Origin of the sequence: Streptosporangium sandarakinum, assembly GCF_050942225.1 — a bacterium.
Lineage (GTDB): Bacteria > Actinomycetota > Actinomycetes > Streptosporangiales > Streptosporangiaceae > Streptosporangium > Streptosporangium nondiastaticum.
On the sequence record NZ_CP192034.1, the window covers coordinates 1,037,566 to 1,053,717 of the forward strand.

Consider the following 16,152-nt stretch of genomic DNA (forward strand, 5'->3'; position numbering starts at 1 on the left):
CCGTCAGATGCGGCGCAGTCCCACCCGGCGGACGGAATGGTCGGCGCCCTTGTGCAGCACCAGGTCGGCCCGGCCCCGGGTGGGGGCGATGTTCTCGACGAGGTTGCGTTCGTTGATGTCGCGCCAGACGTTCCTGGCGAACTCGGTCGCCTCATGATCCGACAACTCGGCCAGGTGCCGGAAGTAGGAACGCGGATCCTCGAAGGCGGTACGGCGCAGCTTGTGGAAGCGGTCGAGGTACCAGTTCCGGACGTGCTCGACCTTCGCGTCCACGTAGATGGAGAAGTCGAAGTAGTCGTTGACCGCGAGGGCGGCGGGCGGGGCGGGCTGCAGCACGTTGAGCCCCTCGACGATGAGGATGTCGGGCCGGCGGACGGTCTGCGTCGCGCCGGGGACGATGTCGTACTCCAGGTGGCTGTAGACCGGGGCGGTCACCTCGGGCCGGCCGGCCTTGACGTCGGCGACGAACCTGACCAGGGCCCGCCGGTCGTAGCTCTCCGGGAAGCCCTTGCGGTGCGTGATGTCCCGGGCGGCGAGGACCGCGTTCGGGTACAGGAAGCTGTCGGTGGTGATCAGGTCCACCCGGGGGTGCTCGGGCCAGCGGGCCAGCAGGGTGTGCAGCAGCCGGGCGGTGGTGGACTTGCCGACGGCGACGCTGCCGGCGATGCCCAGGACGTACGGCGCGGGCCCGGCGCCCGTTCCGAGGAAGGTGCTGACCGCCGCGCTGCGCTGCCTGCCCCCGGTGAAGTGCAGGTTGAGCAGCCGGGTGAGCGGCAGGTAGATGTCGGTGACCTCGGCCAGGTCCATCGGGTCGTCGACGCCGCGCAGCCCCTTCAGCTCGTCCTCGGTAAGCGTCAGCGGCGTGTTCCTGCGGAGTCCGCTCCACTGCTCGCGGCTCAGCTCCACGTACGGAGTCGCCTCCCAACCGTTGGTCATAGCCAGCAAGCGTACTGATCGGTCGGGTGCCGCTCCGCGCGGGTCCGGGCATGCTGAGCTCCGCTCAGGGCAAGGTTCTGCCCGATGGCGGGCAGGATTCTTGGTTTCTCTCGGGGGTTCTCCATAGGCTCGTCGGTCGATCTCACAGGAAGAGGGAGGTTGGACATGTGCGGAATAGTGGGATATGTCGGTCACCGGCCGGCGGTCGAGGTCGCCGTCGAGGGTCTGGGCCGGCTGGAGTACCGGGGCTATGACTCCTCCGGTGTCGCGCTGGTCGGCCCCGGCGGGGAACTGGCCGTGGAGAAGCGGGCCGGAAAGCTGGCCAACCTGCGCTCGGCGCTGATGTCGCGGCCCCTCCCCGAGGCGACGGTCGGCATCGGGCACACCCGCTGGGCGACCCACGGCGCGCCGACCGACCGCAACGCCCATCCGCACACCGACTGCCGCTCCAGGATCGCAGTGATCCACAACGGCATCATCGAGAACTTCGCCGAGCTCCGGGCCGAGCTGGAGGACGACGGGCACAAGCTGCTGTCGGAGACCGACACCGAGGTGGTGGCGCACCTGCTGGAGCGGCACGCCGCCGACGGGCTGGCCGAGGCGATGCGCCGGGTGTGCCGGAGGCTGGAGGGGGCGTTCACGCTGCTGGCCGTGTCCGCCGACGAGCCCGACGTGGTGGTGGGCGCCCGCCGCAACTCGCCGCTGGTGGTCGGGCGGGGCGAGGGGGAGAGCTTCCTCGGCTCGGACGTGTCCGCGTTCATCGCCTACACCCGCGAGGCCGTCGAGCTGGGCCAGGACCAGGTGGTCGAGCTGCGCGGCCCGGGGATCACGGTCACCGACTTCCACGGCGCCCCGGCCGAGACGCGTGACTACCACGTCGGCTGGGACGCCTCCGCCGCCGAGAAGGGCGGCTACGACCACTTCATGCTCAAGGAGATCGCCGAGCAGCCGCGGGCGGTCGCCGACACGCTGCTCGGCAGGATCGGCTCCGACGGGCTGCTCACCCTGGACGAGATGCGGCTGTCGGACCAGGAGCTGCGGGACGTCAGCAAGATCATCGTGGTCGCGTGCGGCACCTCCTACCACGCCGGCCTCATCGCCAAGTACGCCATCGAGCACTGGGCCCGCGTCCCGTGCGAGGTCGAGCTGGCCAGCGAGTTCCGCTACCGCGACCCCATCCTCAACCGCGACACGCTCGTCATCGTGATCAGCCAGTCGGGCGAGACCATGGACACGCTGATGGCCGTACGGCACGCCCGCGAGCAGCGGTCGCGGGTGCTGGCCATCTGCAACGTCAACGGCTCCACGATCCCGCGCGAGTCCGACGCCGTCCTCTACACGCACGCCGGCCCGGAGATCGCCGTCGCCTCCACCAAGGCGTTCCTCACCCAGCTCGTCGCCTGCTACCTCGTGGCCCTCTACATCGCCCAGGTCCGCGGGGTGAAGTTCGGCGACGAGATCACCCAGATCCTGGACCGGCTGGCCGGGATGCCCGCCAAGGTGGAGGAGGTGCTGGCGACCATGGAGCCGGTCCGCGCGCTGGCCCGCTCACTGGCCGACGAGCGGTGCGTGCTCTTCCTCGGCCGGCACGTGGGCTTCCCCGTCGCCCTCGAAGGGGCGCTGAAGCTCAAGGAGCTGGCCTACATGCACGCCGAGGGGTTCGCGGCCGGGGAGCTGAAGCACGGCCCGATCGCGCTGATCGACCGGGGCCTGCCCGTCGTGGTGGTGGTCCCCTCCCCGTCGGGTCAGCGCGTCATCCACGACAAGATCGTGTCCAACATCCAGGAGATCCGGGCGCGCGGGGCCAGGACCATCGTCATCGCCGAGGAGGGGGACACCGCGGTGGAGCCCTACGCCGACACGCTGATCCGCGTCCCCGCCGTGGAGACCCTGCTCCAGCCGCTGGTGGCCGCGGTGCCGCTGCAGGTCTTCGCCTGCGAGCTGGCCACCGCCAAGGGCCACGACGTCGACCAGCCCCGCAATCTGGCCAAGTCGGTCACCGTGGAGTAGCCCCTTTCATGATGCCGCCGCCCGACCCCGCCCGCCCCGGGCGGGGCGGGGCGACGCGGTGACGCGGCGGCCGGGAGACGGGTGCGGACGGTAGCCTGAGGCGGTGATCGTGGGCATCGGGGTGGACGTCGTGGACATCGCCCGGCTCGAAAAAGCGCTGGCGCGGACCCCCGCCCTGCGGGAGCGGGTGTTCACCGAGGCCGAGCGGGACCTGCCGACGCCCTCCCTGGCCGCGCGGTTCGCGGCCAAGGAGGCGGTGGCCAAGGCGCTCGGCGCCCCGCCGGGGCTGGACCACCTGGAGGCCGAGGTGCGCCGCGGCGCGCACGGCCGCCCGGAGCTGCACGTCAGCGGCCGGGTCGCCGAGGTCGCGGAGCAGCTGGGCGTGGGGCGCTGGCACCTCTCGCTGACCCACGACGGGGGCGTGGCCATCGCCTACGTGATCGCCGAGGCCTGACCGCGGCCGGCCGGCGGGTCGGCCGTACGGCCCGGCGGCGCGGCGGCGCGGGCCGGGAACGCGGCGCGGACGGAACGGACGCGGCGGGACACGGGGCCGCGCGGTGGCGGCGGGCCGGCCGTACGGCGGGCCGTGCCGGAGCATGCGCCGGAGATCGCCGCGGGATAGCGTCGGAGCCATGCTGACCGCGTACACCTCCGATCAGATAAGGGCCGCCGAGGCGGCGCTCATGGCGAAGCTGCCCGAGGGGACGCTCATGGAGCGGGCCGCCGCGGGCCTCGCGGTCGTCTGCGCCGGAGCCCTCGGGAGGGTGTACGGCTCCCGCGTCGTGGTGCTGGCCGGCGGCGGCGACAACGGCGGCGACGCCCTGTACGCCGGGGCGCGGCTCGCCGCCAGGGGCGCCCGGGTGCACGCCGTGCTGGCCGGGGCGCGGGCCCACGAGGGCGGGCTCGCGGCCCTGCGGCGGGCCGGGGGCCGGGTGACGGACCTCGGCGGCGCGGCCGGGGAGACCCCGGCGGGCCCGGCGGGCGGTGGGACGGCGGACTCCGCGACGGACTCCGCGCGAGGGTCCGGGAAGGGCTCCGTGCGGGGTTCGGCGAAGGGGCCGGCGGTGGGCGCCGGGGTGCGGCGCCTCCTCGACGGAGCCGACCTCGTGGTGGACGGGCTGGTGGGGATCGGCGGGACGGGCGCGCTGCGCGAGCCGTACGCGACCCTGGCCCGGCTGGCCGCCGAGGGGCCCGCGACGGTGGTCGCGGTGGACGTGCCGAGCGGGGTGGACGCGAGCACCGGGCGGGTCGACGGGCCGGCGGTCCGGGCGGACGTCACCGTCACGTTCGGGGCCCGCAAGATCGGCCTGCTCACCGATCCGGGCGCGGCCCGCGCCGGCCGGGTGGAGCTGGTGGACATCGGGCTGGGACCGTACCTCCCCGACCCCGGGGCGTCGGCGCTCACCGACGCCGACGTGGCGCTGATGCTGCCCCGGCCGGGGGTGGAGTCCGACAAGTACCGCCGGGGGGTCGTGGGCGTCGCGGCCGGAAGCCACCGCTACACCGGCGCGGCGGTGCTGGCCGTGGGCGGGGCGGTGCGGGCCGGGGCGGGCATGGTCCGCTACGCGGGCCCCGCCGAGCCGGTGGCCCAGGTGCGGGCGCGCTGGCCCGAGGTCGTCATCACCCCGCTCGAACCGGGCGAGGGTGTCGGCGAGGTGGGGCGGGTGCAGGCGTGGGTGCTCGGGCCCGGCCTGGGCACCGGCCCGGAGGCGCTCGCCGTCGCCCGCTCGGTGCTGGCGAGCGACGTCCCGGTGCTGGTGGACGCCGACGGCCTGACGCTGGTCGCCGAGAACCGGTCGCTGCTGCGCCGCTCCGCGCCGGTGCTGATAACCCCGCACGCGGGCGAGCTGTCGCGGCTGCTGGACGTGCCGCGGTCGCGGATCGAGGCCCGCCGGGTGGAGTACGCGCGGCGGGCCGCGGACGAACTGGGCGTGACGACCCTGCTGAAGGGCTCGACCACCGTGGTCGCCGAGGACGAGCGGCCGGTCAGGATCAACCTCACCGGCAGCTCGTGGCTGGCCACCGCGGGCACCGGCGACGTGCTGGCCGGGGTCGCGGGCGCGCTGCTGGCCGCCGGGCTGGGACCGTACGACGCGGCCTCCTGCGCGGCGTACCTGCACGGGCTGGCCGGGCGGAACGGGCCGGTCTCGGCGTGGGACGTCCTTTCGGGCGTCCCGGGGGCGGCCAGGGAGGTCATGGACCGGCTCGGGGAGGACGACAGAGCTGCCAAACTGGAAAGATGAATTTCCCGACGACGCCCGCCGAGGCGCGGGTGGACCTCTCCGCGATCCGGGACAACGTCGCCCTGCTGGCCGGCCGGGCCCCCGGGGCGGAGGTCATGGCCGTGGTCAAGGCCGACGGTTACGGGCACGGCATGGCCGCCAGCGCGCGGGCCGCGCTGGAGGGCGGGGCCGCCCGGCTGGGCACCGCCCAGATCCGTGAGGCCCTCGCACTGCGCGACGCCGGCGTCACCGCGCCGGTCCTGGCGTGGATCATCACGCCCGGGGAGCCGCTGGACGAGGCGGTCGGCCGGGACGTGGAACTGTCGGCGGCGGTCCCCGGCCTGGTGGACCGGATCGCCGAGGCGGCGGTCCGCGCCGGCCGGGTCGCCCGGGTGCACCTGAAGATCGACACCGGTCTGTCGCGTGGCGGCGCGGCGTTCGGCGACTGGCCCGCGCTGCTCGACCGGGCCCTGGCCCGTCAGGCCGAGGGGACGATCGAGATCGTCGGGATCTGGTCGCACCTCGCCTGCGCCGACGATCCGGGGCACCCGTCGGTCGAGTCCCAGCTCGCCGTCTTCGACGACGCGCTGGCCATGGCGGAGAAGGCGGGCGCCGCGGGCTCCCACGTGATCCGGCACATCGCCAACTCGGCGGCGACGCTGACGCTGCCGCAGGCGCGCTACGACATGGTCCGCCCCGGCATCGCGGTCTACGGCCTGAGCCCGGTGCCCGGGCTCGGGGATTTCGGTCTCCGCCCGGCGATGACCCTGACCGCGCGGATCGCGCTGACCAAGCGGGTTCCGGCCGGAACCGGGGTGTCCTACGGACACCTTTATGTCACGGATCGCGAGACCACGCTTGGACTGGTACCCCTCGGGTATGCGGACGGCGTTCTGCGATATGCGACAAATCGGGCGGAGGTGATGGCGGGTGGGCGACGCCGCCGCATCGCCGGACGGGTCTGCATGGACCAGTTCATGATCGACGTGGGGGACGACCCGCTGGCCGAGGGCGACGAGGTGATCCTGTTCGGCGACGGCTCACGCGGCGAGCCGACCGCCCAGGAATGGGCGGATTCCCTCGGCACGATCTCGTATGAGATCGTGACCCGGATCGGTTCGCGGGTCCCGCGCGTTCACCGGTGAGAGGCACGTCAGGGGGTCGTATGAGCACTGCCACACGGCGAAGGGTGGGGGTCGCCGGCGCGCTCGTCGGCGCCGCGTCCGCCGGGGTGGCCGCCGCGGCCTTCGCCAAGCGCTACGCCATCGGCCGCATCAGGCTCCGGCCCGACCTGGAGGCCGGCGAGCCGTTCGGCGAGCTGCGCGGACGGCCCGCCGCGGTCACCGCCTCCGACGGCCTCGTCCTGCACGCCGAGGTCGACGGCCCCGAGGACGCCCCGCTGACCGTGGTGTTCTGTCACGGCTACACCCTCAACCTCGACTCCTGGCACTACCAGCGGCGCGACCTGCTCGACTCCTACCGGATGGTGCTGTGGGACCAGCGCTCCCACGGACGCTCGCCGCGCGCGCCGGTCGACGACCACGGCTCCCTCATCGACCGGCTGGGCGAGGACCTCGCCGAGGTGATCGAAGAGCTGGTGCCCGGCCCGTGCGTGCTGGTGGGCCACTCCATGGGCGGCATGACGATCATGGCGCTGGCCGACCGCCACCCCGAGCTGTTCGAGGAGAAGATCAGGGGGGTCGCGCTGATCTCCACCTCCGCCGGCAGGCTGGGCGAGGTCTCCCTGGGACTGCCCGCCCTGCTGGCCAGGGCCGTGCACACGGTCACGCCGGGCACGGTCTCGCTGCTGGGCCGCCGGGGCGCGCTGGTGGACCGCGGCCGGGAGGCGGCCAACGACCTGGCCTTCCTGATGCTGCGCCACCTGGGCTTCGGCGACGCCACCAACGTCAGCCCCACGGTGGTGGACTTCGTCGAGTCGATGATCCGCTCCACCCCGTTCGAGGTGATCGCCGACTTCTACCCGGCGCTGATGGCCCACGACAAGCTGGCCGCCCTGGGAGTGCTGGACGACGTGCCGACCTCCATCATCGTGGGGGACAAGGACTGGCTGACGCCGGTGGACCACAGCAAGGCCATGGCGGCTGCGCTGCCCCGCGCCCAGTTCACCGAGGTTCCCGACAGCTCGCACCTGGTCCAGCTCGAACGGCCTACCGTGGTCAACGACGCACTGCGCGACCTGATCAAGCGGGCCCTCGCCGACGAGGCCGCCGCCAACGCTGCCAACGCCGCCGAGGCCGACAGGACCGCCGGGGCCGGCGGCGACGGCGGCGACGGCGCCGGGGGCCCGCGCGGGTGACCGGGCCACCGGGCGCGGTCCGCAGGACGCGACCATCGCAGGGGAGTTGATCGAGAAGTGAGAATCGCGGCTACCGCCGAGGAGATGCGGGAGCTCGGCAGGGAGCTGGCCGGGCTGCTGCGCCCGGGCGACCTGGCGGTGCTGTCCGGGCCGCTGGGCGCGGGCAAGACGACCCTGGTCCAGGGGATCGCGGACGGGCTCAAGGTGCGCGGCCCCATCACCTCGCCGACCTTCGTCATCGCCCGGGTGCACCCCTCGCTGTCCGGGGGCCCGGCGCTCGTGCACGTGGACGCCTACCGGCTGGGCGGCGACCTGGAGGTCGACGACCTCGATCTCGACGCCTCGCTGGAGGAGTCGGTGACGGTCGTGGAGTGGGGTGAGGGCCTGGTCGAGGGCCTGGCCGAGGACCGGCTGGAGATCTCCATCGAGCGCGGCGAGACCGGCGAGGAGCGTGCCGTACGGCTGCGCGGGGTCGGCGCCCGGTGGGAGGGCGTCGTCTGACGGAACCTCGCGCGTCCGCTCCGCGTCCCAGTTGGTATAGATCAATGATTGTCCCAAGCGGGTTTGCCCTTGTTTTAAGGGGAACAGGTGCAGTGGTGCCGGGCGAGGGTCGTCGGCCGGAGTGGGAAGTGGAGTGCGACGGTGCCAAGCGTCAAGCATGCCGCGGTTCTGGGGGCCACTCTGGGCGGCCTCACTCTTCTCGGGGTGACCGGATGCACGGCCGAGGCGGACTCGGGGTCGGGGGCGACCACCTCGCCCGCGGCGTCGCAGACGTCCGTCAGCAGGGGTGACATCGAGGTCCAGCTCCAGCCTGCCCGGGTGAAGGCCGGGCAGAAGGTGTGGATCCTGGCCAACTGCCCGATCCCCCAGGGCGGACCCGAGCACCGCGGCACCGGGTCGTCCCGGATCTTCCGCACCGCGGTGACCCTCGACCCGATCCTGGTCACGCCCAGTCCCGCCCCCTCGTCGAGCGCCGCGCCGACCGCGCGGCCGTGGGTCCGGGGCCAGGCCACCGTGGCCCCCGGCACCGCGGCCGGCGTCTACGAGGTCAACGCCCGGTGCGAGGGCACCAACGACACCGGCAAGGCGAGCCTCCGGGTGGTGGGCGACGCCAAGCCCAGCGCCAAGCCCACCGCGGAACCCAGCGAGGAGGCGTCCGACGAGCCGACCCGCAAGCCGAAGCCCCGGCCGACCCGGACCGTCATCAGCACCCGCGCCCCCTCCACCGGCGGCGGCGGCACCGCGGCCGGTGGCCCGGAGGACGACGGCACGCCGCTCGGGGTGCCCGGGGTGCTGCTGGCCGCCGCCCTGCTGGGCGGCACGGGGGTCGTGATCGCCCGGCGTCGCCGCCCGTAACCGCCGATGGCCGCCCCCACCCGCTGGTCACGCGTCATCACCGCCGGGATCGTCACCGGCTTCGTCATGGTGCTCTTCCACCGGGGCGCCGACGTGGACGTCCCGGACATCCGCGACACGGTGGTGCCCGAACGCGTGGAGATCCCCTCGCTGGGCATCAAGGCGCCCCTGATGAAGCTCGGGGTCAAGAACGGCGAGGTCGAGCTCCCGCCGTACGACAAGCCGAACGCGGCGGGCTGGGTCAAGGACACCGCGGTGCCCGGCGACGAGGGCCCCGCGGTGATCCTCGGGCACGTGGACACCAAGACCGACCCCGCGGTCTTCTACCGGCTCAAGGACATCCGCGAGGGGCAGGTCGTCAAGGTCAGGCGCAGCGACGGCGAGGTCGCCCAGTACCGGGTGGACTCCGTCGAACGGGTGAGCAAGGACCGCTTCCCGGCCGACAAGGTCTACCTCCAGGACGGCCTGCGGCTGATCACCTGCGGCGGGGACTTCGACTGGGACAGCCACGAGTACCGCGACAACGTCATCGTCTACGCCACCCTCGTCGAACCGGCCGACCCCAGGACCTGACCCCGGGAGCGGCCGGGGGCGCCCGGCCGTCCGCCGTACGGGAGACGCGGGCGCGTCGGCCGGCACCGGCGGAAACGACGGGGCAGCCGGTGAAAACGGCGAGAAAATCGTCGTGAAATCCGCCGCTCCTACTCTCACAGCCAGAGATCAAGCAAACGGTCCCGGCAGTGGGAGAGAACGGCATGACAATGCTCGACAGCGGGACACGTGCCGAGCGCACGGAGTCACCCGCGAGTCCAGACCAGGAAACCGCGATAGCGATCGACGGCCTGGTGAAGGCCTACGGTGCCCACCTCGCCGTCGGTGGCCTGAACCTGACCGTGCCCGCCGGGGAGGTCTTCGGCCTGCTCGGCCCCAACGGCGCGGGCAAGACGACCACGGTGGAGTGCCTGGTCGGCCTCAGGGAGCCGACCGAGGGCCGGATCAGGGTGCTCGGCCTCGACCCGCTGCGCGACCGGGCGGAGTTCGTCCGGCGGGTGAGCGTTCAGCCCCAGGAGGGGGCGCTCTTCGCCACGCTGACCGTGACGGAGACCCTGCGGCTGTGGGCGTCCCTGCACGCCGCGCCCCGCACCGTGGCCGGCACGCTCCGGCGCATCGGGCTGGAGGAGCAGGCCGGGACGCGCGTCAAGGCCCTCTCCGGAGGCCAGCGCCGCCGGCTCCTGCTCGGTGTCGCGGTGATCGCCAACCCCGAGGTGCTCGTCCTCGACGAGCCCGCGGCCGGGCTCGACCCGCAGGCCCGCCAGCAGCTGTGGGAGCTGATCAGGGCCGAGCGCGCCGAGGGCACCACGGTCCTGCTCACCACGCACGACATGACGGAGGCCACCGAGCTCTGCGACCGCGTCGGCATCGTCGTCGGCGGCCGGATGGTCGCCCTGGGCACCCCCCGCGAGCTGGTCCACCGGCTGGGCGCGGCCCACGAGGTGTCCTTCGAGACCGGCGCCGACCTGGCCGCCGTCTCGGCGCTGGAGTGCGTCACCGGCGTCTCGGCGGAGGGCGGACGGGTGACGGTCACCACCTCCGACACCGACGAGGTCGTCCGCGTCGTCGCCGGGCTCGACGCCCGGCACATCGAGGTCCGCACCGGCCACCTGGAGGACGTCTTCCTGCGGCTGGCGGCCGGGCACCACGAGAGCGTCCCCGCCGGGCACCACGAGAGCACTCCCGCCGGGCATCGCGAGAGCGTCCCCGCCGGGCGGAACGGGGGCGGGCGATGACGGCCGTCACCCCGCCCGCGGCCGGAGGCCGGCCCGGCGCCTTCGCGGAGCTGACCCGGGCCAGCGCCCGCGAGCTGGTCAGGGACCCGAAGAGCTTCTTCTTCGTCCTGGTCTTCCCCCTGCTGTTCATGGCGATGTTCCTGTTCATGGGCACGCTCAACCCCTCGGAGGGCGGCGGCTTCGACCCCGTCCGGTCGGGCATCCCCGTGGTGCTGATGATGGCGTTCATGTCGCTGGCCTTCTTCGGCACCGCCACCCCGCTGATCACGATGCGACAGCAGGGCACGCTGCGCATGCTCGGCACCACGCCGCTGCGCCGGACGACCTTCATCCTGGCCCAGGCGCCCGTCCGGCTGGCCATCGCGCTCGCCCAGCTCGCCGTAATGTCGGCCGCCGCCCTGGCCACGGGTTTCCTGCAGCCGTCGGCGATCGGCAGGCTCCTGGTCACCTGCGCGCTGGGCCTGGTCATGCTCTTCGCGGCCGGCTACCTGGTGGCGGCGCGGATGCGCAACGCGGAGCTGGCCAACGGCGTGCTGGCGCTGGCCATGCCGGTGCTGCTGATGCTCTCAGGGGTCTTCCTGCCCATGGAGATCCTGCCGGAGGCGGTGCGCACCGTGGCCGGGCACCTGCCGACCACCTACTTCGCCGACGCGCTGCGCCAGGACCTGACCGGGGTGGCCGGGGGACCGGTGGTCACGAGCTGGCTGGTGATGGCCGGGGTGGCGCTCGTCGCCGCCGCCGGGGCCGTCTCCCTGTTCAGCTGGACGGACGGTGAGAAGCGATGAGCGCCACCGGAACCGAGACGGCAGGCACCACCGCACCCGAGACGACAGGCGCCACCGCACCCGAGGTGACGAGCGTCGCCGGCCCCGAGGCGACCCCCGCCGCCGAGCCCCTGGGCGCGCTGGCCGAGCTGGACCGCCTGATGGGCCCGTACGGCCTCGCCAGCCGCGTGCGGCGGCTCCCCAACCACCCCGGCGAACCCCGGTTCGCGATCTTCACCGCCTCCATGGGCGACCTGACCGCGGTCTCGCCGAACATCGCCGAGTCCGCCGCGGGCTCCGACATCCGCGGCGGCATGGACGGCGCGGGCGGCGGCCTCGGCACCGAGCGCGCCGGCCGGCTCTGCGTCGCCGAGTCGCTGGAGCGCTACTCCAGCTGCGTCTTCGACGAGGCGGCCCTGCGCTGGGCCACCGCGGAGGAGCTCGGCGACGAGGCGCTCGACCTGGGTACGGTGCCACGCTGCTCCCCCCGGGAGCTGGCCCACCCCAAGAGCATCGTCACCGCCCCCGACCCGGCCGGGCCGATGCGCTGGACCAGGGGCTGGTCGCTGACCGGGAACCGGCCGGTGTGGGTGCCGGCGGTGATGGTGTGGATGCACATCCGGGCCAAGTCCGCCGCCGAGCGGCTCACGATGCCCATCTCGACCGGCTGCGCGGCCCACTCCGACCTCGCCTCGGCGCTGGTGGGGGCGATCTGCGAGGTGGTGGAGCGGGACGCGATCGCCCTGACCTGGCTGCAGCGCATCCCCTGGCCGCGCATCGAGCTGGACGAGATCCCCGGGCGGCTGGCGCCGTACGTGGAGCGGCACCGGGCCGGGCACGTGCGGACGCACTTCTACGACGCGACCACCGACCTCGGCGTCCCGACGGTCTACTCCATCGACCTGACGCCGGACAACGAGGTCCTGGGCCAGCTCGTGATGTGCAACACCGACCTGGACCCGGCCGTCTCGATCGGGAAGATCATGCGGGAGTCGGCGTCGTCGCGGATCGCCATGCAGGTGCCCCGGCCCCGGCCGGCCGATCCCGACGAGTTCCTGCACGTCTTCCACGGCGCCTCCTACATGGGCGCGCCCGAGCGGGTCGGCGACTTCGCCTTCCTGCTGGACGGCCGGGAACGCCGGCCGCTGTCGGCCATGCCGGACCTGTCCACCGGGACCGCCGCGGGCGACCTGCGCCTGCTGGTCGAGCGGCTCGGCGCGGCCGGCTGCGACGTGATCGCCGTCGAGATCACCACGGACGAGGCCAGGGACGTCGGCTTCCGGGTGGTCCGGGTGATCATCCCGCAGCTCATGCCGCTCTCCTTCGTCCACACGGCCCGCTACACCGCGCACCCCCGCCTGTACGAGGCTCCGGCCCGGATGGGTTACCCGGTGCACGCCGAGGCCGACCTCAACCCGCTGCCCCAGCCGTTCGCCTGACGAGGAAGGACACCGCGATGCACGAGCTCCACATGATCACGCTGGGCGGCTTCGGCGCGGCGGTGGCCGGCCGGGTGCGCGAGCTCCGGGACGGCGTCGCCGTCACCCCGGCCGACGAGCACGGCCACCTGGATCCCTCGCTCTGGCCGGCCGCCAGGGTGCGGGTGCTGGCCTCCTTCCGGCCCGCGCCGCGGCTGGAGGAGACCCTGGACGGCGCGTCCTTCGCCTACCGGACGCCCTGGTTCCCCGTCGTGCTGGAGCACCCCCGCCTGCGGGTCGGACCGGTCGCCGCCCCCGGGCACGGCGCCTGCGCCCGCTGCTTCGCGACGCGCCGCCGCCAGCACGACCCGACCCACCACCTCGGCGCCGTGCTGACCGGCGCCTATGACGCCGACCCCGCCCTGGGGCCCGGAGGTCACCTGCCGCACCACACCGAGCTGGCGGCGCTGCTGACGGTCCGGCTGACGGACTCGCTGCTCGCCGACGGCGGCGCCGCCGAGGCCGGGCACGTGCGCCACGTCCACCTGCTCGACGGGACGCTGGGCCGTTCCACGGTCGTCGGCGTGCACGGCTGCCGCCGCTGCCGTTCCACCCCCGACCAGCGCGAATCGACCTGGCGCGACCTCGCCGACGAGCTGCCGGAGCTGCTCGCCCCGGCCGCCGGACACTAGTGATGGGACGAAACATGGCCAAGCCGAGCCTGGTCCCCGCGGAGGCGATGAGCCACGCGGTGGCCACCGACCCCCAGTTCCGGATGCCCCGGCGCCCCCGCCTGGTTCCCGGCCTGGTGACCCTCCCGCTGCCCGACGGCCTGCTCGTCGAGGGCACCCCGACCCGGCAGGCGCTGCGCGGTACCGCCGCCCGGGACCTCATCCCCCGGCTGCTGCCCGAGCTGGACGGCCGCAGGGAGGCGGCCGAGCTGGCCGCGGACCTGGGGCTGTCTCCGGCGCACCTGCACCAGGCGGTGTCGCTGCTGTACACCTGCGGGATGCTGGAGGACGCCGCCGGGCCGGCGGTCCCCGAGGACACCCCGGAACCCGTCGCGACCTTCCTGACCCGGTCGATCGATTCCAGCCGGGTGAACGTCTCCGGGGGCGAGGCCGTACGGCGGCTCGCGGCCTCCGAGGTCGCCCTGGCCGTCGCCGACCCGGTGCTGGCCGGCGCGGTGCGGCGGCTGCTGCTCGCGGCGGGGGTGGGGACCGTGCGGCCCTGGACCGGCGACCCCGCGGGGGTGGATCTCGTCATCACCTCCGGTGGAGAGCCCACGGCCGGAGGGCTCACGGACAGAGAGCCCACGGCCGGAGGGCTCACGGACAGAGAGCCCACGGACGGAGAGCTCGCGGACAGAGAGCCCACGGACGGGGAGACCCCGCCCGGTGGGGACCCGTCCGGGGCCGGGGCGCCGGTGCTGCCGGTCCGCCTCGCCGGTGACGTCGCCTGGCTCGGGCCGTACGTCGACACCTCCTTCACCGCGTGCCTGTCCTGCGTCACCGCGCAGCGCGACGCGGCCGAGGACGGCGGCGGGCCGGCCACCCTGGACCGGGGGCTCGCCGCGGAGACGGCCGCCGCGCTCGTCACCGCCGACGCCGTCGCCCTGCTGTCGCGGATCGGCTCCACGCACGTCCTGCACGGGCTGGTGAGGGTGGATCTCGGCACCTGGCACCAGCGCTCCTACCCGCTGGCGGCGCTGCCGGACTGCCCCCGGTGCGGCGGCGGCCCCGGGCTCGACCCCGGCTCCCGCCCCGACCTCGATTCCGATCCCGGTTCCCGCCTCGACCCCGGGACCGATCACGGCTCCGACCCCGACTCCGGCTCCGACTCCGGCTCCGCGACCGGAGCCGGACCCGGGACCGAGGTTCCGGTCGCGCTCGGGTACGAGGAGTCGGTCAGCTTCCCGCCCCGCCGCCTGACCAACCCGCGCGACCACCAGATCCACTACCGGCCGGGCAACCTGGCCCTGCAGGTGGAGTGCAAGCGCTGGCCCTCGGCCCGCCACGTGGAGCTGCCCGACGAGCCCTTCGGCCCGGTCCGCGGCCCCGTGCCCGCCACCGCGCGGGTGCCGCGGCCGGTCCGGCTGGACGCGGCCACGCTGGGCGCGCTGCTCCGGCGGGCCGGCGGCCTCCGCGACGACGGCGCCGCCGCCGCGCGCAAGGTGCAGCGCTGGGCGCCCACCGGCGGCAACCTCGGCTCCCCCCAGCTCCATGTGATCGTCCGCGACGTGTCCGGCCTGGACCCCGCGGTGTACGGCTACCGCGCCGACACCCACCGGCTGGCCGTGCTGTCCTGGGCCGACCCGTACGCCGAGGTGGCGGGGCTGCCCGACGCCGAAGCCGTGGTCGTCGTCACCGGGGCGCTCGCCCGGGTCGCGTCGAAGTACTCGACCTTCGCCTGGCGGGTGCTGCACCTGGACGCGGGCGTCACGCTCACCCAGCTCCGGCTGGCCGCGGCCGACCGCGACGTCGCCACCCGCGTGGTGACCGCCTGGGACGACGCGGCGCTGGCCGCGCTGCTGTCCGCCGAACTCGACGAGGAACCGGTCACCGCGGTCCTCGCGATCAACCCGCTGGAGTCCCGATGACGACCTCGCTGCGCGACCACACCACGCTCTTCGCCCTGTTGCGGGAGCAGAGCAGGCTGACCGCCGAGGACGTGCGGACCGGACCGAGGCGGAACGGCGAGCCGGTCCCGCCGGTCGGCCCCCGCCGGCCGGTCCCCGCCGGGCTCACCGAGGTCCGCCCGGTGGCGGCCCCGAAGTCCGGACGACCGCTGGAGGACGTCCTGCGGACCCGGGTGTCGATCCGGGACTACGCCGAGCGGCCGGTCCCCGTCGAGGTGGTCGCCGCCGGCCTGGCGACGGCGTTCCGGCTGGACCGCGAGGCCTGGCCCGAGGAGTGGGCGGACGGCAACGGCCTGGGCGTGCTGGTCGCGGCCCGCCGGGTCGCCGGCCTGGCACCCGCCCTCTACCGGGCCGACGAGGACGGCGCCCGCCTGGTGCCGCTCGCCGGGCTAGCCGACGGGCGGGCCGCCGAGGAGATGGTGCTGCAGATCGAGTACGCCGCCAGCCCCGTCATCCTCGCGGTCACCGGCTCGCTGTCCACCGCGCTGCGGCGGCACGGCGCCCACGGCCACCGCACGCTGCTGGCCAGAGCCTCCGGCCTGGCGTACGCGGCCCTGGTGGAGAGCTGCGCGCACGGCCTGGCCGGCAGCGTCTTCGCCGGGTTCCTGCAGTCGGGCATGCGGCCCCTGGTCGACCTGGACGGCTACCGGCAGCGGCAGCTGTTCGCGGTGTCGCTGGGCTACCCGGCCGCCCCCTGAAGACCC

Annotated in this window: 15 protein-coding genes; 14 read left to right on the forward strand and 1 reads right to left on the reverse strand. The window is 74.4% G+C overall.

The features are described from left to right. Window positions 1-3: 3 nt before the first annotated feature. A complete protein-coding gene (gene coaA / locus ACQP10_RS05100) occupies window positions 4-936 on the reverse strand; it encodes a type I pantothenate kinase (RefSeq protein ID WP_346017562.1) in 933 nt (310 codons plus the stop codon). Window positions 937-1,101: 165 nt separating this feature from the next. Here coaA and glmS point away from each other — a divergent pair, with 165 nt between their 5' ends. From glmS to ACQP10_RS05170, 14 genes are all read left to right on the forward strand, one after another. Beyond that, window positions 1,102-2,946 (forward strand): glutamine--fructose-6-phosphate transaminase (isomerizing), encoded by a 1,845-nt coding sequence (gene glmS / locus ACQP10_RS05105; protein ID WP_346017561.1) that lies wholly within the window; start codon window positions 1,102-1,104, stop codon window positions 2,944-2,946. 103 nt (window positions 2,947-3,049) lie between these two features. Continuing rightward, on the forward strand, window positions 3,050-3,400 hold the full coding sequence (locus ACQP10_RS05110; RefSeq protein WP_179819656.1) for a holo-ACP synthase: 351 nt from the start codon (window positions 3,050-3,052) through the stop codon (window positions 3,398-3,400). Between the two features lie 178 nt (window positions 3,401-3,578). Further along, entirely contained in the window at window positions 3,579-5,189 is a 1,611-nt protein-coding gene (locus tag ACQP10_RS05115) for an NAD(P)H-hydrate dehydratase (RefSeq protein ID WP_433540963.1), read from the forward strand. Next, window positions 5,186-6,313, forward strand: a complete 1,128-nt coding sequence (gene alr, locus ACQP10_RS05120; protein ID WP_389992995.1) for an alanine racemase — start codon at window positions 5,186-5,188, stop codon at window positions 6,311-6,313. The genes ACQP10_RS05115 and alr overlap by 4 nt, the downstream gene beginning before the upstream one ends. Before the next feature lie 20 nt (window positions 6,314-6,333). Further along, complete coding sequence (locus tag ACQP10_RS05125; protein WP_346017559.1) at window positions 6,334-7,485, forward strand: alpha/beta fold hydrolase; 1,152 nt, start codon at window positions 6,334-6,336, stop codon at window positions 7,483-7,485. An 84-nt stretch (window positions 7,486-7,569) separates the two neighbouring features. After that, window positions 7,570-7,986, forward strand: coding sequence for a tRNA (adenosine(37)-N6)-threonylcarbamoyltransferase complex ATPase subunit type 1 TsaE (tsaE, locus tag ACQP10_RS05130; protein ID WP_218912107.1), 417 nt, complete (start codon window positions 7,570-7,572; stop codon window positions 7,984-7,986). A gap of 204 nt (window positions 7,987-8,190) precedes the next feature. Beyond that, complete coding sequence (locus ACQP10_RS05135) at window positions 8,191-8,841, forward strand: hypothetical protein (protein ID WP_179819651.1); 651 nt, start codon at window positions 8,191-8,193, stop codon at window positions 8,839-8,841. Between the two features lie 6 nt (window positions 8,842-8,847). After that, window positions 8,848-9,414 carry a class F sortase gene (locus tag ACQP10_RS05140; RefSeq protein ID WP_346017558.1) on the forward strand — a complete coding sequence of 189 codons (567 nt, stop codon included), beginning with the start codon at window positions 8,848-8,850 and terminating at the stop codon, window positions 9,412-9,414. 182 nt (window positions 9,415-9,596) lie between these two features. Next, a complete protein-coding gene (locus ACQP10_RS05145; protein WP_346017557.1) occupies window positions 9,597-10,628 on the forward strand; it encodes an ABC transporter ATP-binding protein in 1,032 nt (343 codons plus the stop codon). Further along, window positions 10,625-11,413, forward strand: coding sequence for an ABC transporter permease (locus ACQP10_RS05150; protein ID WP_433540964.1), 789 nt, complete (start codon window positions 10,625-10,627; stop codon window positions 11,411-11,413). The genes ACQP10_RS05145 and ACQP10_RS05150 overlap by 4 nt, the downstream gene beginning before the upstream one ends. Next, entirely contained in the window at window positions 11,410-12,831 is a 1,422-nt protein-coding gene (locus ACQP10_RS05155; protein WP_346017555.1) for a YcaO-like family protein, read from the forward strand. Before ACQP10_RS05150 ends, ACQP10_RS05155 begins: the two co-directional genes overlap by 4 nt. A 17-nt stretch (window positions 12,832-12,848) precedes the next feature. Next, window positions 12,849-13,502 carry a TOMM precursor leader peptide-binding protein gene (locus ACQP10_RS05160; RefSeq protein ID WP_346017554.1) on the forward strand — a complete coding sequence of 218 codons (654 nt, stop codon included), beginning with the start codon at window positions 12,849-12,851 and terminating at the stop codon, window positions 13,500-13,502. A 14-nt stretch (window positions 13,503-13,516) separates the two neighbouring features. Then, complete coding sequence (locus ACQP10_RS05165) at window positions 13,517-15,409, forward strand: TOMM precursor leader peptide-binding protein (protein WP_433540965.1); 1,893 nt, start codon at window positions 13,517-13,519, stop codon at window positions 15,407-15,409. After that, a complete protein-coding gene (locus ACQP10_RS05170; RefSeq protein ID WP_179819645.1) occupies window positions 15,406-16,146 on the forward strand; it encodes a hypothetical protein in 741 nt (246 codons plus the stop codon). The genes ACQP10_RS05165 and ACQP10_RS05170 overlap by 4 nt, the downstream gene beginning before the upstream one ends. Window positions 16,147-16,152 lie beyond the last annotated feature (6 nt).